Origin of the sequence: Brevibacterium spongiae, assembly GCF_026168515.1 — a bacterium.
In the GTDB taxonomy this organism is placed as follows: Bacteria; Actinomycetota; Actinomycetes; order Actinomycetales; family Brevibacteriaceae; genus Brevibacterium; species Brevibacterium spongiae.
Genome location: NZ_CP093443.1, coordinates 1,783,664 through 1,802,357, shown reverse-complemented (window position 1 = coordinate 1,802,357; position 18,694 = coordinate 1,783,664). Strand labels below are relative to the sequence as shown.

19 protein-coding genes are annotated in these 18,694 nt (G+C 65.3%); 12 read left to right on the top strand and 7 right to left on the bottom strand.

Annotated features, from left to right (window positions below):
- Positions 1 to 94: 94 nt before the first annotated feature.
- Together L1F31_RS08140 and L1F31_RS08135 are read left to right on the top strand one after the other, a co-directional pair.
- Positions 95 to 688, top strand: coding sequence for a TetR/AcrR family transcriptional regulator (locus L1F31_RS08140; RefSeq protein WP_265420143.1), 594 nt, complete (start codon positions 95 to 97; stop codon positions 686 to 688).
- 125 nt (positions 689 to 813) lie between these two features.
- Entirely contained in the window at positions 814 to 1,035 is a 222-nt protein-coding gene (locus L1F31_RS08135; protein ID WP_265420142.1) for a DUF3107 domain-containing protein, read from the top strand.
- A 103-nt stretch (positions 1,036 to 1,138) separates the two neighbouring features.
- Here the strand turns inward: L1F31_RS08135 and L1F31_RS08130 are convergent, their stop codons facing one another.
- Positions 1,139 to 1,771, bottom strand: a complete 633-nt coding sequence (locus L1F31_RS08130; RefSeq protein WP_265420141.1) for a ferritin-like fold-containing protein — start codon at positions 1,769 to 1,771, stop codon at positions 1,139 to 1,141.
- Between the two features lie 61 nt (positions 1,772 to 1,832).
- On the opposite strand from L1F31_RS08130, the gene L1F31_RS08125 reads away from it, so the two are divergent.
- Both L1F31_RS08125 and L1F31_RS08120 read left to right on the top strand, forming a co-directional pair.
- Positions 1,833 to 3,323 (top strand): DEAD/DEAH box helicase, encoded by a 1,491-nt coding sequence (locus L1F31_RS08125; RefSeq protein ID WP_265420140.1) that lies wholly within the window; start codon positions 1,833 to 1,835, stop codon positions 3,321 to 3,323.
- Between the two features lie 164 nt (positions 3,324 to 3,487).
- Positions 3,488 to 4,699, top strand: coding sequence for an acyltransferase (locus tag L1F31_RS08120; protein WP_265420139.1), 1,212 nt, complete (start codon positions 3,488 to 3,490; stop codon positions 4,697 to 4,699).
- Between the two features lie 81 nt (positions 4,700 to 4,780).
- On the opposite strand, the gene L1F31_RS08115 is transcribed toward L1F31_RS08120, so the two are convergent.
- A complete protein-coding gene (locus L1F31_RS08115; protein WP_265420138.1) occupies positions 4,781 to 5,638 on the bottom strand; it encodes a PHP domain-containing protein in 858 nt (285 codons plus the stop codon).
- Between the two features lie 79 nt (positions 5,639 to 5,717).
- On the opposite strand from L1F31_RS08115, the gene L1F31_RS08110 reads away from it, so the two are divergent.
- Positions 5,718 to 7,232: an aminopeptidase P family protein gene (locus L1F31_RS08110; protein ID WP_265420137.1), complete on the top strand. Its 1,515-nt coding sequence runs from the start codon at positions 5,718 to 5,720 to the stop codon at positions 7,230 to 7,232.
- Positions 7,229 to 8,320 (top strand): P1 family peptidase, encoded by a 1,092-nt coding sequence (locus tag L1F31_RS08105; protein WP_265420136.1) that lies wholly within the window; start codon positions 7,229 to 7,231, stop codon positions 8,318 to 8,320. Before L1F31_RS08110 ends, L1F31_RS08105 begins: the two co-directional genes overlap by 4 nt.
- Before the next feature lie 54 nt (positions 8,321 to 8,374).
- On the opposite strand, the gene L1F31_RS08100 is transcribed toward L1F31_RS08105, so the two are convergent.
- Entirely contained in the window at positions 8,375 to 10,300 is a 1,926-nt protein-coding gene (locus L1F31_RS08100) for a calcineurin-like phosphoesterase family protein (RefSeq protein WP_265420135.1), read from the bottom strand.
- A gap of 284 nt (positions 10,301 to 10,584) precedes the next feature.
- Here L1F31_RS08100 and L1F31_RS08095 point away from each other — a divergent pair, with 284 nt between their 5' ends.
- From L1F31_RS08095 to L1F31_RS08080, 4 genes are read left to right on the top strand one after another with little or no spacing between them, the layout of a single operon-like run.
- A complete protein-coding gene (locus L1F31_RS08095; protein WP_265420134.1) occupies positions 10,585 to 11,859 on the top strand; it encodes a magnesium transporter MgtE N-terminal domain-containing protein in 1,275 nt (424 codons plus the stop codon).
- Between the two features lie 2 nt (positions 11,860 to 11,861).
- Positions 11,862 to 12,428: a DUF1003 domain-containing protein gene (locus L1F31_RS08090; RefSeq protein WP_265420133.1), complete on the top strand. Its 567-nt coding sequence runs from the start codon at positions 11,862 to 11,864 to the stop codon at positions 12,426 to 12,428.
- 53 nt (positions 12,429 to 12,481) lie between these two features.
- Positions 12,482 to 13,603: an Mrp/NBP35 family ATP-binding protein gene (locus L1F31_RS08085; RefSeq protein ID WP_265420132.1), complete on the top strand. Its 1,122-nt coding sequence runs from the start codon at positions 12,482 to 12,484 to the stop codon at positions 13,601 to 13,603.
- A 4-nt stretch (positions 13,604 to 13,607) separates the two neighbouring features.
- Positions 13,608 to 15,047: a polysaccharide deacetylase family protein gene (locus L1F31_RS08080; RefSeq protein WP_265420131.1), complete on the top strand. Its 1,440-nt coding sequence runs from the start codon at positions 13,608 to 13,610 to the stop codon at positions 15,045 to 15,047.
- A gap of 61 nt (positions 15,048 to 15,108) precedes the next feature.
- Here L1F31_RS08080 and L1F31_RS08075 read toward each other — a convergent pair whose 3' ends face one another.
- On the bottom strand, positions 15,109 to 15,564 hold the full coding sequence (locus L1F31_RS08075; RefSeq protein WP_265420130.1) for a twin-arginine translocase TatA/TatE family subunit: 456 nt from the start codon (positions 15,562 to 15,564) through the stop codon (positions 15,109 to 15,111).
- 81 nt (positions 15,565 to 15,645) lie between these two features.
- On the opposite strand from L1F31_RS08075, the gene L1F31_RS08070 reads away from it, so the two are divergent.
- Together L1F31_RS08070 and L1F31_RS08065 are read left to right on the top strand one after the other, a co-directional pair.
- Positions 15,646 to 15,978, top strand: coding sequence for an MGMT family protein (locus tag L1F31_RS08070; protein WP_265420129.1), 333 nt, complete (start codon positions 15,646 to 15,648; stop codon positions 15,976 to 15,978).
- Between the two features lie 36 nt (positions 15,979 to 16,014).
- The gene (locus L1F31_RS08065) at positions 16,015 to 16,650 is read left to right on the top strand and encodes an O-methyltransferase (protein ID WP_265420128.1); all 636 of its coding nucleotides are present in this window, start codon (positions 16,015 to 16,017) and stop codon (positions 16,648 to 16,650) included.
- 77 nt (positions 16,651 to 16,727) lie between these two features.
- Here L1F31_RS08065 and L1F31_RS08060 read toward each other — a convergent pair whose 3' ends face one another.
- From L1F31_RS08060 to L1F31_RS08050, 3 genes are all read right to left on the bottom strand, one after another.
- Positions 16,728 to 16,898 (bottom strand): DUF3117 domain-containing protein, encoded by a 171-nt coding sequence (locus L1F31_RS08060; RefSeq protein WP_169252065.1) that lies wholly within the window; start codon positions 16,896 to 16,898, stop codon positions 16,728 to 16,730.
- 115 nt (positions 16,899 to 17,013) lie between these two features.
- Positions 17,014 to 18,249: a hypothetical protein gene (locus tag L1F31_RS08055; RefSeq protein WP_265420127.1), complete on the bottom strand. Its 1,236-nt coding sequence runs from the start codon at positions 18,247 to 18,249 to the stop codon at positions 17,014 to 17,016.
- A complete protein-coding gene (locus L1F31_RS08050; RefSeq protein ID WP_265420126.1) occupies positions 18,246 to 18,683 on the bottom strand; it encodes a DivIVA domain-containing protein in 438 nt (145 codons plus the stop codon). The genes L1F31_RS08055 and L1F31_RS08050 overlap by 4 nt, the downstream gene beginning before the upstream one ends.
- Positions 18,684 to 18,694 lie beyond the last annotated feature (11 nt).

The window sequence follows — 18,694 nt, the reverse complement described above, 5'->3', positions numbered from 1 at the left end:
TCGAACCGGTCAGCGGCACTGATCCGACGACCGGTGCCCGGCCGATGCCGACCTGATACCCGGTGTGAGGGCGATCGTCGCGTAGCATTGAAGAATGTCGAGTCCACAACAGAGATTGCCCCGTGATCAACGACGCAACCAACTGGTAGCCGTCGCGCGCTCCGTCTTCGCCACCCGTGGATACCGAACGACTTCGATGGACATGATCGCCGAGGCCGCCGGCGTGTCCAAACCCGTGCTCTACCAGCACTTCGATTCGAAGCAGGACCTCTACCTCGCGCTCATCGATTCATCTGCCGCGCATCTGGACTCACGACTCGCGGAGGCATTGGAATCGACAGACGATCCCGAAGAGCAGATCCGCGCGACCTACCGCGCCTACTTCGACTTCGTGGTGTCTCATCGCGAAGAGTTCGTCATCATCTTCAATTCGGATGTCTATGAGACCAAGGCTGAGCAGAGACTCCGCGCTCTGCGGGAGAGCGCCGCTTCACGCGTCGTCGCGGCTCTGCAGAACTACGCCCGACTCAGCGACGACGAGGCCCGCCTCCTGTGCCGGGCGCTCATCGGCACGGCCGAGGTCGTCGTCAAACAGCTCGACTCCCAGCACGGCGTCGATGTCGATTCGGCCGTCTCGCTGCTCACGCAGATGAGCTGGGGCGGGCTGAAGTCCTTCGGCGAACGCTGACGGCAATGCACCGGGCCGTCCGCCGACAGCGGAATCCGTGAGGGAAGAAACCCCTCCGGCCTGACGTTAAGCTGAACACAGTACAGATCCATCAACCGCCACCGAGAATCCGCACAAGGAGCACCATGGAAATCAAGATCGGCGTCAAGCAGACACAGCGTGAGATCACCCTCGAAACCGATGAGGATTCGAAGACACTCGCCGCCCGCGTCGAGGAGAAGATCCAGTCCGAGGGGCTGCTGACGTTCACGGACACGAAGGGCCGTCAGATCTTTGTTCCCTCGGCGTCGCTCGGCTACATCGAACTCGGTACGGAAACCACGCGTCGCGTCGGCTTCAGCGCCTGAGCACGCCGCAGCGCCTCAGTGCTGCGCAAGCGAAGAGGCCCCGGTCGCCATGACCGGGGCCTCTTCGCATGCACTGACTCGCGCGACCTCACTCCTCACCCGCTCACGCGACGAGGCCGAGAGCCGACATCCGCTTCGAGTGATTCGAGGTCACCGCAGGGATCAGATCGACGACGACGTCTTCGTCGAGGCCGAGGAACGGGTCGGTGAGCAGACTGCGTGCCCGCCCCAAGGTCTCGGCGACGAGCTTGCGTCCCCACAGCGCCAGACGCGATGCCAGCTGTGTGTCGACGGACACCTCGGATGTCAGTCGATTGCGCGCATAATCGCTGGCCCGTGTATCATCGAGAATTGCAATAGCCAGGCTGTATCCGGGCTCCGCGAGTTCGTCCACCGCCGTGCGGTAGAAATCGTTCATGATTCCGTCGAAGACGAATCCCTTCATGAGGCTTTCGTACCAGTCGCGAGGACGAGTCCTTTCAGCCAGTGTGTTGAAGGTCGGCTCGAAGTGCTGACAGAGCTCGATCGCATCCTGGCCCATCTGATCGATGTGCTGTGAGAGCTGTTCGAAGTTCGCGAAGGACTGAGAGGCCAACCGCGCCAGGGTGACCTTGTCATCCAGATCGGCTGCGGTCGTCGCGTTGATGGCCATACGTTCGAAACCGGTCAGCTCGCCGAACGCAAGAAGAGCGAGCGTCGCAGCATCATTACCGGCCAATGGGACAGAATCGGGCATAGTTCAAGACTACCGGTTCTGGACCATGACAAGCGCAGAGGCGCTAAAAGGAGTTTGGAATATGGCGGAGACAGAAGCGGATTTCGCGGACCTGGGAGTCGCCGGACCGATCGTGGCCTCGCTGGCCGCAGCAGGGATCACCCATCCCTTCCCGATTCAGGCGCTGACGCTGCCCGTGGCGCTGTCGGGAGCCGACATCATCGGACAGGCCAAGACGGGCACCGGAAAGACCCTGGGCTTCGGCATCCCCCTGCTCCAGCGCGTCGTCGGCAAGACCGAGGACTCCTCGGTGACCACCGACCCCGAGGCGACTCCCGACAGCCTGGGTGACGCCAAGGAGCAGCGCCTGCCGCAGGCTCTCGTCGTGGTGCCCACCCGAGAACTGGCGAAGCAGGTCGCCGCCGACCTTGTGACCGCCTCGGTGCAGCGCGATATCGACATCATGACGATCTACGGCGGCATGGACTTCGATCCGCAGATCAACCGGCTCAAGGCCGGTGTCGATGTCGTCGTCGGCACTCCCGGACGGCTTCTCGACCTCTATGGGCGCAAGATCCTCAAGCTCCACCGGGTCCGCACCGTCGTCCTGGACGAAGCCGATGAGATGCTCGACCTCGGCTTCCTGCCCGATGTCGAGAAGATCATCAACGCTGTGCCCGCACACCGTCAGACCATGCTGTTCTCGGCAACCATGCCCGGCGCGGTCATCACCCTGGCCCGCCGCTACATGAGCCAGCCCACGCACATCCGCGCCCAGGACCATGAGGACCTGTCACTGACGGGCAAGAACACCACTCAGTACATCTACCGGGCGCACTCGATGGACAAGTCGGAACTCGTCGCCCGCATGCTTCAGGCCGAGGGCCGGGGCCGCACCATCATCTTCACCCGCACCAAACGCACCGCCGACAAGCTCGCCGCCGAACTCGGCGATCGCGGATTCGACGTCAAGGCGCTGCACGGCGACCTCGGTCAGTCACAGCGTGAGAAGGCACTGAAGTCCTTCCGCGACGGAAAGGTCGACGTACTCGTCGCCACCGATGTCGCCGCCCGCGGAATCGACATCGACGATGTCACACACGTCGTCAACTACCAGTGCCCCGAGGACGAGAAGACCTACGTCCACCGGATCGGCCGCACCGGCCGCGCCGGGCACACCGGCATCGCCGTGACCCTTGTGGACTGGGACGACATGCCCCGCTGGCGACTCATCAACAAGGCTCTCGGCCTCGACTTCGACGAACCGGCCGAAACGTATTCGACCTCCCCGCACTTCTTCGCCGACCTCGGCATCCCGAAGGGCACGAAGGGCCGTCTGCCCCGCCAGCACCCCGAAGGCGACGAAGAGACGAGCGGAGAGAAGAAGAGCCGCGGATCAGATCGCCGAGGCGGCTCCTCCGACCGTTCGTCCGCCGACGCCGGCGAGGAGAACCGCAAACCGCGCCGCCAGCGCAATCGTCGCCGCACCCGCGGCGGAAAGCCGGTCAACCGCGGTCAGACCGGCCAGGGCGGACAGAGCGGACACCAGGCCTCCGACGCCGGCGAGAACTGAGCCGACTCCTCCGCACAGCCGCTCTCACATGCAGGGCCCCGACCGTTCGGTCGGGGCCCTGTGCCGTGCCCGTCCGAATCGCCCGTTCACGTTCATCCTGCGTTCAACCCGACCTCCGAAGCCGTTCAAATGGGCACCTCATACAGACAGATGCCCTGTCTCCGATGACGAACGAGAGCGATTCATTGTTCGGTTCCCGCCGTATGGCTGCCCAAGCCCCCACAGCGTCTGCTCCGGTCCCGGATCTCGCCCGGAACGGGGACCTGACCCCGAACGGGCAGTCCTCGGTCTCCGACTCCGCGGATCAGGGTTCCACGACTGAGACGGCGTCGGTCCGCACCATGAGCGGCTCCTCCCCCGGCACGCGCCCCCGCAGAGCCCATCGGCATGATGTCGATGTCATGCGTGTCCTCGCCGGGCTGACTGTGATGGTCGGTCACTCCGGGGGTGTGCTCATCGGTTGCAGCGAGGAAGGCAGCGACGCCTGGTGGCTCGGTCACCTCGCCGAGGCGGTCAACCCCTGGGCCGTGCCCATGTTCTTCATGATCGCCGGCTGGGCCGTGCTCGCCGGTGCGCCGCCGCGCACTGAGGCGAAGATGTGGGATAGGATCATCCGCCACCTGGTTCCGCTGGCCGCGTGGTCGGTGATCTTCGTCCTGGGCTTCAATCTCTTCGACACCGATGAGGTGAATGTCCGCCATGACCTTGCGCGCAGCTTCCTCGAGGCGGGCCGCCCGGCCTTCCACCTCTGGTACCTCTATGCCTACATCCCCTTCATCCTCGTCTTCGGCACACTCGTCCTGTTCTGGAAGAACCAGCGCCCCTGGAAGCTTGCCGCCCTGGCTCTCCTGCTTGCGGGGTCGACGGTGTGGGCACCGTTTCTGCTCGGCCTCATCGGATCCGAGCAGGACGCGTGGAAGTGGGGATTCGCCACCTATCAGGTCGCGTACTTCGTCATCGGCGCCTTCATCATCCACCACGCCGAGGAGCTGCGCCCGCCGATCTGGTCGCTGTGCCTGCTCTTCGCCGCCTCGGCCCTCGGCGTCCTCTGGTGGGAATCGCAGAAGTCCTACCCCATCGAGAACGCGAATCCGCTCATCGTGGGGCTGGCGGTCAGCGTGATCCTCCTCGTCTCGCGCCTGCGCCTCGGCGAGCGGACGAAGAAGGTCTTCACACGTCTGGCCTCAGCATCGTTCGGGGCGTTCCTGTGCCATGTGTTCTTCCTCGAACTCTTCTTCGAACGCCTCTACGACGTCGACACAGGACCGATCCTCCTGGTCGCCCAGTACCTCGGATTCCTCATCGCCATGGCCGCCGCATCCTATGCGCTCAGCCTGACGTGGGGGAAGCTGCATCTGCGCCGAATCCTCGGCTGAGGTCGGCCATGGGAAGGGTCGGCTGCGTTCAGCCCCTCTGCCGGGGGTGCTGCGGTCGGCCGTCGGACAGGCGCGCTGCGTTCAGCCCTGGATGTAGCCGACGCCGCCCGGACGGGAGGAGGCTCGGTCGAGGAGTTTGGCGAGCATGTGGTCGGACGTGGTGTGCTCGCCGAGGCGGTTGGGTTTGCCCGTGCCGTGGTAGTCGCTCGATCCGGTGATGATGAGGTCGTGCTCGTGGGCGAGCCGACGCATCGACTCGCGTTCCTGCGGCGGATTGTCCCGGTGATCGACTTCGAGACCGTCGAGGCCGGCCGCGATGAACTCGGTCATCGCGGTATCAGGTACGACTCTGCCCCGCATGGCGGCACGAGGATGGGCGAAGACCGAAACCCCTCCCGCTTCGCGGATGAGGCCGATCGCAGTGATCGGATCGATCGTCGGCAGCGCCACATGATATTTTCCGCGGCTGGAGAGGATCGAGGAGAACGCTTCGGTGCGATTCTCCACGACACCGGCGGCGACGAGGGCATCGGCGATGTGCGGTCGCCCGATCGTCGCGTCCTCACCGGACACCGACAGGACCGCATCCATGTCGATGGGATAGTCCTCGGCGAGACGGTCGATGATGAGATGCGTGCGGTGCAGGCGTGCTCGTCTCGTCTCCTGCACCACCTCGGCCAGTCCCGTGTCGTAGGGGTCGTGAAGGTACGACAGCAGATGCACGCTGATGCCTTCGTAGCGACAGGAGATCTCCATTCCCCGGACCAGCCCGAGCCCGTAGACGCGGGCGGCATCCTCGGCCAGCGTCCACCCTGCGGTGGTGTCGTGATCGGTGAGGCCGACGACGTCGATGCCCTCCATCGAGGCTTCGGAGATGAGTTCGGATGGGGTCTGGGTCCCGTCCGAGAATGCCGTGTGCACATGGAGATCGATGACCATGGTCACAGTGTATCTGCAACTGTCGTCTCCCCTTCCACGAGTACCGGCTCTGTCAGCCGCGACGCCTAGACTGGGAGACATGACAGAGCAGAATTCAGATTCTTCAGACACGACTCAGGCCCTTTCCGACCGCGTCAACAACCGCTCGCATCGACCCAACTCTCAGGCCTTCCGCGATTTCGTCGCCTCCGGTTGGGACCGCACTCCACTCGACGCCGAAGCTCTGACCGCGGCCGGCTTCACCCCGGCGCGTCGGGCGCAGGTCTCCGCGGCGTTCCCCGGTGAGCGCCTCGTCATTCCCGCCGGCGGTCTCAAGGTCCGTTCGAACGACACCGACTACCGCTTCCGCGCACATTCGGCGTTCATCCACCTCACGGGTCTCGAAGCCGATTCCGAACCCGATGCCGTGCTAGTCTTCGAACCCGAGGACGACGGCCACGATGTGACCCTGTACTTCCGCCCCCGCGCCGGATCCGACACGGAGGAGTTCTTCTCCGACTCCCGCTACGGCGAATACTGGGTCGGCCCCCGGGCGGACCTCGAGGCCATGTCGACGATGACCGGAATCGCCGCGGCGAACTCCGCCGTCGTCGATGACGTCATCACGAAGGACCTCGGTGCCATCTCCGTGCGCCTCGTGCGCCAGGCCGACACTCGCATCGACGGTGTCGTCGACCTCGCCCGCACTCAGGTCCAGGCTGATCTCGAGACATCCGAGGCAGGCGATGCCGAACTCGCTCAGATGCTGTCCGAACTGCGCCTGATCAAGGATGACCATGAGATCGCGGCCCTGCGTGAGGCCGTCGCGATCACTCGTGCCGGCTTCGACAACGTCGTCGCCTCTCTGCCGACGGCTCTGGGCCACCGTCGTGGTGAGCGCATCATCGAAACCGCCTTCGAGACCGCTGCCCGCTCCGACGGAAACGGCGTCGGCTATGACACGATCGCTGCCTCGGGCAACAACGCCTGCACCCTGCACTGGATCCGCAATGACGGTCAGGTCAGGGACGGAGATCTCGTCCTCGTCGACGCCGGTGCCGAGGCCGATTCCCTCTACACTGCGGACATCACCCGCACCCTTCCCGTTTCGGGCACCTTCACCGAGGTGCAGGCGAAGATCTACGACGCCGTGCTCGCGGCCTCCGACGCAGCGTTCGCCGTCGCCGCCGACCATGCGAACCGGCCGGTGAGGTTCCGTGAGGTCCACGAGGCGGCCATGGAGGTCATCGCCGAACGTCTCGAGCAGTTCGGCGTCCTGCCGGTCTCCGCCGCCGAATCACTCTCCCCCGAAGGTCAGCATCACCGTCGCTGGATGGTCCACGGCACCAGCCACCACCTCGGCCTCGACGTCCACGACTGTGCTCAGGCACGGGCGGAGATGTATCTCGATGCGACCCTCGAACCGGGAATGGTCTTCACGATCGAACCGGGCCTGTATTTCAAGGCCGACGACCTGCTCCTGCCCGAGGAGTTCCGCGGCATCGGTGTGCGCATCGAGGATGACGTCCTCGTCACCGACGCGGGCGTGGAGAATCTCTCCGCCGACTTCCCCCGCACTCGCGCCGAGGTCGAGGCCTGGGTCCAGGGACGATGACCGACGCGGGAGAATCCACCGGACGGGGGCTCAGCGGCCCGCGGCTGATCCGCGGGCGGGGGATCCTCGAGGTGCCCGGAATCCGGCTGGGCCACGCGAGCGGATTCTCCCGCACACGGCTGACCGGGCTCAGCGTCGTGGTGCCCCCGACAGGGTCCTCCGTCGGCGTCGACGTTCGCGGGGGTGGGCCGGCCACCCGTGAGACCGATGTCATCGCCCCCGGCACGCATTCCTATGGTGCCGATGCCATCGTCCTCACCGGCGGTTCCGCGTTCGGTCTTGGTGCCGTCAGCGGAGTCGTCGACGCGCTCGCCGAGGCGGGACTCGGCTTCCCCGCTCCCGGACTGTCGGATACCGTCATTCCCATCGTCCCCGCGGCCGCGATCTATGATCTCGGCCGCGGGGACGGAAACGCTGCCCCGCCGACACCGGATGAGGGTGCGGAGGCCGCACGTGCCGCGCTGACGGAGGCGACGACCGGGGTCAGGGGCAGCATCGGTGTTGGAACCGGTGCGCGTTCGGGGTTCCAGAGTCTGCGCAGCGGACTCGGATCCTGCGCGATCCGACTGCCCGACGGCGTCACTGTCGCAGCGCTCGTGGCTGCGAACTCGCTGGGCACGATCGGCACTCCCGCCGGCGGACTGTGGTTGGATCCGCTGCTGCGGTCATACTCGCTCGACCTTCCGCCCGTGAACGGCCTTCCCTCGGCTCCCGTGCCCGATGCGCAGACGGCCGCGAAGAATACGACGATTGCGATCGTCGCCACCGATGCTCGCCTCGCTCCAGCCCAGGTGACGCGGATGGCGTCGGGCGCTCATGCCGGCATCGCCCGTGCCGTGCAGCCCTCACACACCCTCTATGACGGTGACACGGTCTTCGGCATCGCCACCGGATCGCACGAGCTGCCTGCCGACTACGACGCAGCCACCCGCGAACTCGTGTCGATCACTGCGGCCGCGGCCGATGCTCTGAGCCTGGCGATCCTCGATGCCCATGCTTCCGCGGCACCAGCGGACGACGCATGGCGGCAGCCGCCGACGCTGGGCGATCTCGCACCGGATTTCACCGCCGCGTTCACATCGCTCTGAGCAGCACGGGGCCCGCCATCAGGCGGGCCCCGTGCTGCTCAGACGAGCTGTGCGTCAGTCGTTGCGAGCCGACTGAGCCTCGTCGGAGTCAAGGCCCTTCGGCTCCCTGATCTCCTTCTTCTGCTGAGTGTCGAAGCCGTCCTGACGCAGCAGCTTCTGCGATTCGGACTGCGCCGCGGACTCGTCCTCGACCACGGTGAACCGGACCGTTTCGGTGAAGTCACGGCCGTAGCGGTCGGTTCCGGTCACCTCGGCGGTGTGAGTTCCCAGGTCGAGGTTCGACGGGATCTCCGTCCGCCACAGGTGGGAGCTCGACTGTCCGACATTTCCGGAGGTGCGCAGGTTCTGCGAGGCGGTGTACGGGTCGGTGTACTCCCAGCCCTTCGCCAGTGCTTCGCCCTTGCCCGGCTGCGTGTGCTCGGACTGCTTCGGGGCCTTGCCGTCGAAGCTGACTTCGACCCGGGCGTCGGAAGTTCCGGCCAGGAAGCTCGAGGTCAGCCACGTCTCGCCCTGCTTGAGATCATCGCGGGTGACGACACGTTCGGACACGGCCTTCGGCTCAGTGCCCTTCTTGTCCGCATCCTGCCAGTCCTGGGCCTTCTGCGCCCAGTCGCGCCACTCCGGAGAGTTCACACCGAGCAGCAGCTGATGATCGTCGGACTCATTGCGCACTGTGTAGCGTTCGCTGCGCGAGGCTCCGTCGAATTCGAGGGTGAGCACACCCGGCTCCGACGCGTCCTGCGTGAACGAGTACGGCAGTCCGTCGGCGTTGAGCCCGCCCGAGTACCAGTCACCGGAGACGGCGCCCGCGACGATCTGCGTGTTCGGCAGCTTCTCGATTCCGGCATCGGCCCATTCCTTGCGGGTCTCCCCGGCCACGAGGTTCTCCTGCGTATGCGTGTGGCCGCCGATGGTCACGGCATTCGGGTAGTCGGCGATAACGTCGTAGAAGTCCTTCGCATTGTCGACGACGACCTGTTTGTGCGTGAGGATCGGTGCGTGCGTGGCGATGACGACCTGGGCGTTCTTCGGCACGTTCTTCAGGTCGTTCTCCAGCCAGGTCAGCTGCTCGTCGGTGATGTTCTCCTTGTACTTCTTCGCATTCGCCTTGCCCTCGTATTCGATGCTGTCGAGGACGACGAAGTGGGTCTTGCCCACATCGTAGGAGAAGTACGACGGGCCGAACTGGTCACGGAACGTGTCGAGGGCGTGATCGTCGTCGACGGCGTCGTAGTCCTGGTCGTGATTGCCCGGGGCAACGCGAACGGGGCCGTTCATCTGCGAGTAGACGTCGCGCAGTTCGTCGTTGAGGCTGAGATCGTCACCGACGTTGTCTCCCAGCAGCAGCACACCGCAGGCACCGTAGTCGCTGCGGTCGGCGAGGTCGCCCACGGCACCGTCGCGGGCGTAGCCCATCTCGGTCTTGTCATAGGCCTGCGTATCGGAGGCGATCGGGCAGTTCTGCTTCGAATCCGCCGAAGCCTTCGACTCGACCATCGGGAAGTTCACGGCCTTCGGGGTGTCCCCTGTGGGTTTGATGCCGCCGTATTTGAGGTCCCCGGAGCCTTCCGGCAGGTGGTTGTAGCTGAACTGCGCGACCTTGTCCTCATCGACGGGCACCTGCCAGCCGGCCGGCTGGGTGACGGAAACGGTCATATTGTCCCGGACCGGCAGCTCATAACGGCCCTCGCCGTCGGTCTGGACGACGTCGACCCCGTTGGACACGGCGACTCCGGCCACACCCTTCTCGTCGCCGTCGAGCTTCGAGTTCTCGTTGACGTCGTCGAAGACCTGGCCCTTGAGCGTCTCCGGGTCATCGGCCTTGCCGCGATCGACCTGGACGTGGCCTTCGTAGAGCTCGGCGGGCGCATTCGCCGCCAACGCCGCTGTGGGCGAGAGCAGCGGAGCAAAGAGCGCGAGTGCGGCGCAGGCACCGAGGCCTGCGACGGTGGTGCGGGATCGGAATCGTCGTGTCTGCATGGATTTCTCCTGTTGTCGACTCTGGCTGGATATGCCGGGAGACGACGCTATGCAGGCTGAACGACAATGGAGTGAAGCCGACAGGACCACTTGATGAATAGGAGAAGTGCCCGCATTGAACTCGGCTTCTCGACCGCCGGGACACAGGACGGTCAGTGCAGCGGTCAGTGCAGCGGTCAGTGCGACGGTCATCAGGCGCTCACACATCGCAGCGCAGAATGTGATCTGGGTTCAATTCGCCGAGGCGGCCCCGCAGAAGTCCGCCCACCACGTAGTCTGAGACTATGAGTGGTCCACCGAAAAGAGTCTTCGTCGCCCGGCTCGTCTCCGCGCCAGTCTTCGACCCTCTCGGCGATCAGGTCGGGCGGGTCCGTGACGCGGTCATCGTCTACCGTGCGACCATGCGACAGTCCCCACGCGTCATCGGACTCGTCGTCGAGGTTCCCGGCCGACGCCGCGTCTTCGTCCCCATGGGCCGGGTCACCGCCATCGATTCCGGTCAGGTCATCACCACGGGCCTGGTGAACATGCGCCGTTTCGAACAGCGCGAATCGGAGACCCTGGTGATGAATGACCTCCTCGACCGCCGGCTTCGTCTGCGCGAAGACAACTCCCCTGTGCTCGTCGAAGACGTCGGCATCGAACAGCAGGTGAACAAGGACTGGGAGGTCACCCGCCTGTTCGTGCGGCGAGTCCCCGAACGCACCGCATTCGCCGCGTTCCGCAGGCGCGGTGAGACGAAGCAGATCGACTGGTCCGATGCCGACCATCCTGCCGACTCCGAGGTCGACCAGGAAGCCACCCAGCTCATCGCCGCCTACCAGGACACGAAGCCTGCCGACCTCGCCGATGTGCTCTTCGAGATGAACCCGGCCCGGCGACTCCAAGTGGCCCGCGCCCTCGATGACGAGCGCCTCGCCGACGTCGTCGAAGAGCTGCCGGCCGAGACCCAGGTCGAGATCCTCGTCGGCCTCGACACCGAACGGGCCGTGACGGTTCTCGAGGAGATGGAGCCCGATGACGCCGCCGACCTCCTCGGTGAGTTCAGCGACGAACAGGCCGAACGCTTCCTCGCCCTGATGGAACCCGATGACGCCGAAGACGTGCGCACGCTGCTGGCCTACGACGATGACACCGCTGGTGGCCTGATGACGACCGAGCCCGTCATCCTCACCCCGGAGACCACCGTCGCCGAGGCGCTGGCCCATGTCCGCCGAGAAGATCTGCCCGCAGCCCTGGCCGCAGCGGTCTTCGTGTGCCGCCAACCGGTGGAGACGCCGACGGGAAAGTACCTCGGACTCGTCCACATTCAGGAGATGCTGCGCCATCCGCCGCACGAGGCGGTGGGCATCATGCTCGACACCGAGGTCGAACCGCTGCCGCCTGAGGCTCCCCTCGGTGAGGTGTCGAAGCTGCTGGCCGCGTACAATCTGGTGTCGGTGCCGATCACGGATGAGAACGACCGCCTCATCGGTGTGGTCACCGTCGATGACGTCCTCGACGAGCTTCTGCCCGAGGACTGGCGGACCACCGGCCGTGACGAACGCAGGAGGGGGTAGACATGGCTGTCGACGATTTCGAGATCCCACGGTCGAGCAAACGCAAGCTGCCCAGCGTCACCGTCTCCCCTGAGACCTTCGGTCGCGGCGCCGAGGCGTTCGCCCGATTCATGGGCACCCCGGCGTTCCTCGTCGGGATGACCGTCTTCTGTGCGGTCTGGCTGCTGTGGAACACGCTGCTGCCCGAGTCCTGGCAGTTCGACCCGCGGTCGCTGAACTTCACTCTGCTCACGCTCATCCTGTCGCTGCAGGCCTCGTACGCCGCTCCGCTGATCCTGCTCGCGGAGAACCGCAGCACCGACCGCGACCGCGTCGAATTCGAACATGATCGGCAGCGTGCCGAACGCAATCTCGCTGACACCGAGTACCTGGCCCGTGAGGTCGCGGCGCTGCGCATCGCGATGCGAGAGGTCGCGACTCGCGACTTCATCCGGTCCGAGCTCAAGGACCTGCTCAAGGAACTCGACGAGGAGAGCAGAGAGGCGAAAGCCGAGGCCAAACGGCCGGCCGCAGCGTCGGATGAGCTCGGACACAAGTCCCGGAAGCCGGATGACGGCGCCGAATCCTAAGGGGTAGGCTGGAGGCCCCAAGAGCATCTGACTGGGGAGGAAAGGACGTGGGCATGACTGGTCCCGATGTGGACGCGGTGAGAGAGGCACTGACCGGCGTCATCGACCCGGAGATCCGCCGCAACATCGTCGAACTCGATATGGTCGACGACATCAGCATCCACGGCGGAGAAGTCACCGTCACAGTCCTGCTCACCATCGCCGGATGCCCGCTCAAGGACACCATCACCAAGGACACGAAGGCCGCGGTCGCCCGGGTCGACGGAGTCACCGAGGTCAATGTCGTCCTCGGGACGATGACACCCGAGCAGCGCAAGGAGATGAAGGAGAAGCTGCAGGGCAGCGGGACCCGTGAGATCCCCTTCAACCGCCCCGACTCCCTCACCAAGGTCTATGCGATCGCCTCCGGAAAGGGCGGGGTCGGCAAGTCCTCTGTCACGGCGAATCTCGCGGTCTCCCTGGCAGCCAAGGGGCTGCGCGTTGGCCTCGTCGACGCCGATATCTACGGCTTCTCGATCCCGGGCATGCTGGGACTCTCCGGCAAGCCGACTCGGGTCGATGAGATGATCCTGCCGCAGATCGCCCATGACGTGAAGGTCATGAGCATCGGCATGTTCGTCCCTCCCAGCCAGGCCGTCGTCTGGCGCGGCCCGATGCTCCACCGGGCCCTGCAGCAGTTCCTCACCGACGTGTTCTGGGGCGATCTGGACGTGCTCCTGCTCGACCTGCCGCCCGGCACCGGTGACATTGCGATCTCCGTCGCACAGCTGCTGCCCGGTTCGGAGCTGCTCGTCGTGACCACCCCGCAGGCGGCAGCGGCGCAGGTCGCCGAACGCGCCGGCTCCATCGCCACCCAGACGAAGCAGTCGCTGTCAGGAGTGATCGAGAATATGTCCTGGATGGAGATGCCCGACGGCACCCGAATGGATGTCTTCGGCACCGGCGGCGGAGCCAGCGTGGCAGAGAACCTTTCGCGCACGCTCGAGACTCAGGTTCCGCTGCTCGCGCAGATCCCCCTCGACACGCTCGTGAGAGAAGGCTCGGACGCCGGTGCTCCCGTCGTCCTCAGCAGCCCGAAGTCCCCCGCGGCTCAGGCCTTCGACGCTTTGGCCGAGTCCCTGCGCAGACGCACCCGAGGTCTGTCCGGCAGGTCCCTGGGTCTCAGCCCGGTCTGACAGCGTGCGGCTGCCTGTCCGTGGAGACGCTCTCGTCTACACGGTGTTCACCTGCGCTCTGGCGCTCACCATCCTCATGCTCCTGCCGGGAGCCGTCGTCACCGCGAAGCGAGACGCCGGTCCCAGCGCGGAAGAGATCACAGCAGCACGGCATCGGTCCACTGCCGAGGACAATCGAACCCTCCTGACCGCCTCGATGCGCAGCTATGCGATCGTCGCCGGGAAACGGGATCCGGGCCTGAATATCCACGTCTTCGGTCTCCCCGGAGCACCCTCACTCAACTCGGCAGTCGAGGCGCGACTGCTGGCGATGATCGAGAAGTCCGGCGGATTCGGCGGCAGAGCCGCTTTCTCTCCTCCCCAGACGTCTCCGGTTCACCGGTGGCCGACGACGACGTTCGCTCCGCCCATGGCCGCGGGGGCCGAGGCGGCCACGGAACCGCCCGGGTCGAGGGCCCCCGATCCGCGCTCGCTGAACATCGACAGCTCGGTCCTCACCGCCGGCGGGCGATTCCTTCTGACGACGCTTGACCGCCGCTCCCCGCAACCGCACTCAGCAGTGCTGCTCACCGATCTCGATGCGGAGACCACTGTCGATGCACGCAGACTCTTCACCGCGAGCGTGGACCCTGCCGCCATCTCCGCCGATGATTCCGGTGCACTGACGATCGACGGTCGACCGGTGCGCGAATCAGAGCTCACCCCGCTGGGGGCTCAGGTCGCCGACGAGCTGCATTCTCCGCTCCGACTGCCCCAGCCGGCCGATCAGAGGTCCCCCGACTTCTCCTGCGGACTGCTGCCCTGTGTGGCGCTGACCTATGACGACGGGCCGGGAGACGAGAAGACCGAACAGGCCATTCTCGATGCCGCTGCAGATGCGGACATCCGGGTCACCTACTTCTTCCTCGGCAGCGCCGTCGACCACTCCCCCGAGGCGGCGCGGAAGATCATCGACGCCGGTCACGAGGTCGACAACCATACCTACGGGCATCCGCGTCTCAATCGGATCCCGTCCGAGAAGGTCCGGAAGGAGATCCGCCGGACCAGGAAGTCCCTCCAGTCGGTCGGGATCGGTGCTCAACCTCTGCTCCGGCCGCCCTACGGCGCGCTCGACAAACGGTCCGCCCACGCCGTGAACGGTCCCTCGATCATCTGGGACGTCGACACCGGCGACTGGCAGAGCAAGGACCCGAAGAAGATCGTCAAGCAAGTGAGTGCACATACCCGTCCCGGTTCGGTCGCCCTCATGCACTCCATCCACCCGTCGACCGCCCAGGCTGCACCGGCTGTCTTCGAGACCGTTGCCGACAAAGGACTGTATGCGGTCACTGTGCGTGAGCTCTTCGCCGGAATCGCCTGGGAGAAGGGCGGATCCTATTTCTGCCGCGGATATTCCGATCCGCTGTGTTCGAACCCGGAGCACCCGTCGGTGCAGAAGAACTGACCGCTGAGGGCTCAGAACGAGTGCTCGGTCATTGGCCCTTTGATGAGCTGAAGTCGAAGCCTCAGGTGGCTTCGGAATCGAACGGAGCGGCCGCGGAACGGTCGCGCAGATCGACCTGCGCCTGGAATCGTTCGATCGGGGATCGCTCGGCCACGGCCGCCTCGGTGACGGTGTTCTCTGTCGCGTTCGCCGAGTCCTCGGCCTCCGCTGCGGGAGCCTCGATCGCGGTGCGCTCACGACGTTTGGATTCGCGGATCGCGGCATCCTCTTCGACGAGGGCCTCGCGCACGATGCGCCGCGGATCATACTGCCGCGGATCGAGCTTCTGCCAGTCGACGTCCTTGAAGTCGTCGCCGAAGTCACGACGGACGCTGTCCTTCGCCCCTTCGGCCATCCGTCGCATCTGGCGAACCAACTCACGCAGCTTCTGCGCGTATTCGGGCAGGCGCTTGGGTCCGATGACGACCAAGGCCACAACGATGAGGATCACCATTTCGGTGCCGTTGATACCCAACATGACATCAAGTCTACCGTGGACGGCGGTAGCATCGACTCATGGTCAGCACAGGTTCGGCGACTGAAGGTCGGAGGAGCGCCGATGGATGAGACAGCGGTCGAACGCGTGCTGCGCATCGTCGAACTCGTCCCCGAAGCACGTGTCGTCGCCTATGGCACCGTGGGCGCCGTGGCCGGCTGCTCACCCCGCTACGTCGGGCGGGTGATGAGGGAATTCGGGTCGAACGTCACCTGGTGGAGAGTCATCAATGCCGCCGGTGCCCTGCCGGCGGAGATCTTCGCCCGCGCCCGCACCCACTGGGCCGACGAAGGCACTCCGCATACACACGCCAAGGTCGACCGCAGCGCATTCCTCGACATCGATGAGCTGGATGAGCTGTGGCGCACCCACGGAATCGATCCCGAATGCGGTTAGACTTGGGAAGACTCAGCAACGGAAGGAGGGGGCCGATTGTCCCGTGATCTTGCAGGTGATCTCACCTTCTCCGAACAGTACAACGGCCCCGATCCCCTGCTCGACGCGGCACGGACCCACTCCCACGAATTCGGTCTGGCACCGGTGTCGCAGACGACGGCGAAGACGCTGACGCTCCTCGCCCGGCTCCTCACCCCGGTCGCTGCCGTCGAAGTCGGGACCGGTGTGGGCACCTCGACCCTGGCTCTGCTGCGCGGCATGCCCACCGCAGGGATACTCACCTCCATCGACACGAATTCGACGGCACAGGGCGCGGCCCGTGACCTCGTCGATATGGCAGGCATCCGCCCGGGTCGACTGCGCCTGATGAGCGGACGGGCCGAAGAGGTGCTCAAGAAGCTCGCTCCGGCCGCGTATGACATGGTCTTCATCGACTCGGAGCCGAGCAATCTCGAACGCATGATCCAGCCGTCGCTGCGCCTGCTCGATGCCCACGGCCTCCTCGTCATCCACCAGACGATGCTCAAGGGTGCAGTCGCCGATCCCGTCGATCGCAGTCCGCGGACCCAAGCCGCCCGCGGCATGCTCAACCGGATCGCTCAGCAGGAGAACCTCGAGCGTGTGCTGCTGCCCATCGGCCAAGGGCTGCTGCTGCTGCAGAAGAGCGGGTGAATACGACAACAGCAGAGACTTCCGAGAAGTCTCTGCTGTTCGGGCGGTTCGTTCCGGCCGCTTGAGCGGCCGGCGGCTCAGAGTCCCAGAGTCTTAGCCAGAGTGTCGTGCAGTCCGGTGGCTTCGTCTCTGCTGAGCTCGATCACCAGACGACCTCCGCCTTCGACTGGAAGCCGCATCACCATGCTTCGGCCTTCTTCGGTCACTTCCAGAGGTCCGTCGCCGGTGCGGGGTTTCTGGGCTGCCATGTGGGCTCTTCCTTCCGTTGTCATGCAAAGACGGTCCACACCAGGTGTACCGAATGTTGTACTTCGATTATTCCATGATCCGGACGATCCGGGTAACTTTCTCGTCCATGAATGCTCACGGCGGCAGATCTGCCGGCGGGGTGAAGTGCCACAGGTAGCCCACCCAGATGATCTGGAACAGGATGAACGCGACCAGAATCACGGCCCGGTAGCCGCGCGAACGCACCAGAGACAGCGTCAGTGCGACTGGGAACAGCGGCAGCAGCAGCCGCAGGGTCGACGTCTGCGGGTTGAAGAAGATGAGCAGGTAGGCGCCGTAGCCGAGGCAGAACAGCTGCAGCGTGCGGCCCATCCGCGCGCCGGCCGGGGAGAAGATCAGCGCGATCATCCCGGCCACGACGATGATGAGCAGCACGGGACCCAGCGGGCCGATGAGATTGATCGACTGCGCCACCCACTGCACGACGAACGTCGTCTCTCCGGTGTGCCAGGCCGCCTCGGTGTCGGTGTAGGCGGTCAGGGAGCCCGTCGCCCACCAGGCTTGGATGGGGTGGATGAGTGCCGCCGCGCACGACAGCACACCCAGAGTCCAGGACCGGACCACCTCGGCGGTGGGATAGGGGTCCTGGCGACGTCGGACGAACCGGTCGATGAGGTGGAAGAGCATGAAGAACGAGAACGCCACCCCGATCGGTCGGGACAGATCCATGAAGACGACGACCGGCAGCGCCATGAGGTAGCGGCGTTCGACGATGAGGAACAGCGCGGTGGCCTGCAACAGCAGGGTCAGGGATTCGGCGTATCCGGTGGAGAAGATCGCCGCCGGTGGGAAGAACATGACCAGTGCCAGGCCCATGAGCGCCTGGTCAGGACCGACGTATCTGCGGAAGAGGTGGAGGATGACGATGGCTGCGAGCCCGGCGGCCACCGTGGAGACGATCGGCGAGATGATGTTGTAGCTGATCCCGGTGAGGTCGGACAGGGTGCCGACCACGGAGGGGTGGAGAGGATAGAAGGCCCATTGGTTCTCGGCGACGGCGCCGGTGTCATCGTGTGGGAGGACGCGCGGGTAGCCCTCTTCGGCGACTCGTGCGTACCAGCCGCTGTCCCAGAAGTTGAGGAAGTCGTTGAGCGTCGTCGTCACCGGCGAAGATGACCAGTTCGCGGGGTCCTGCCGTTTGAGGACTGCAGCGAAGATCGACATGCTCACAACTCGCGAGACGAAGTACACAGCCACGGCCTGCAGCCACACCGGCAGTGCGATGAACAGGGCGCCGAGGCGGGAGAACCGGGAGGAGTCGAAGGCTTCGGGGGCGAGGGTGATTCCGGGCAGGTCGGACGGACGGCTCATCGTGGTCGGGCAGCCGTTTCCGACGCCTCATCGGAAGCGTCGGCGGGGACCGGGGCTCCGGCGGAAGTGGTGGCGGAATCGTCGGCGGGAGTGGCGGCTGGAGTGGTGGTGGGAGTGACGTCGGCCGAAGAGGCGGCGGAAGTGACGGCACCCGGAGAGACAGCGGCGGGAGAGACAGCGGCCGATTCGAGGGCGCGCAGGCGCTCCTGCAGAATCTGCATGGCCTCGTCGACATCCTCCATCCGGTAGCCGCGCAGAGCGGGCCTGAAACTCACCGCATCGAGATCCGCGCTGGTGAATCCTTCGGGCAGGCCGGTCCACCGTTCCTGCGCTTCATCACCGGTTTCGGCGGAGAAGACGTTGAAGCTGGCCGCGACGACGATCACAAGGACGAAGACCGCGGCCGCGACACCGATCACAATCCACAGAGGCATGGGTCCATTTT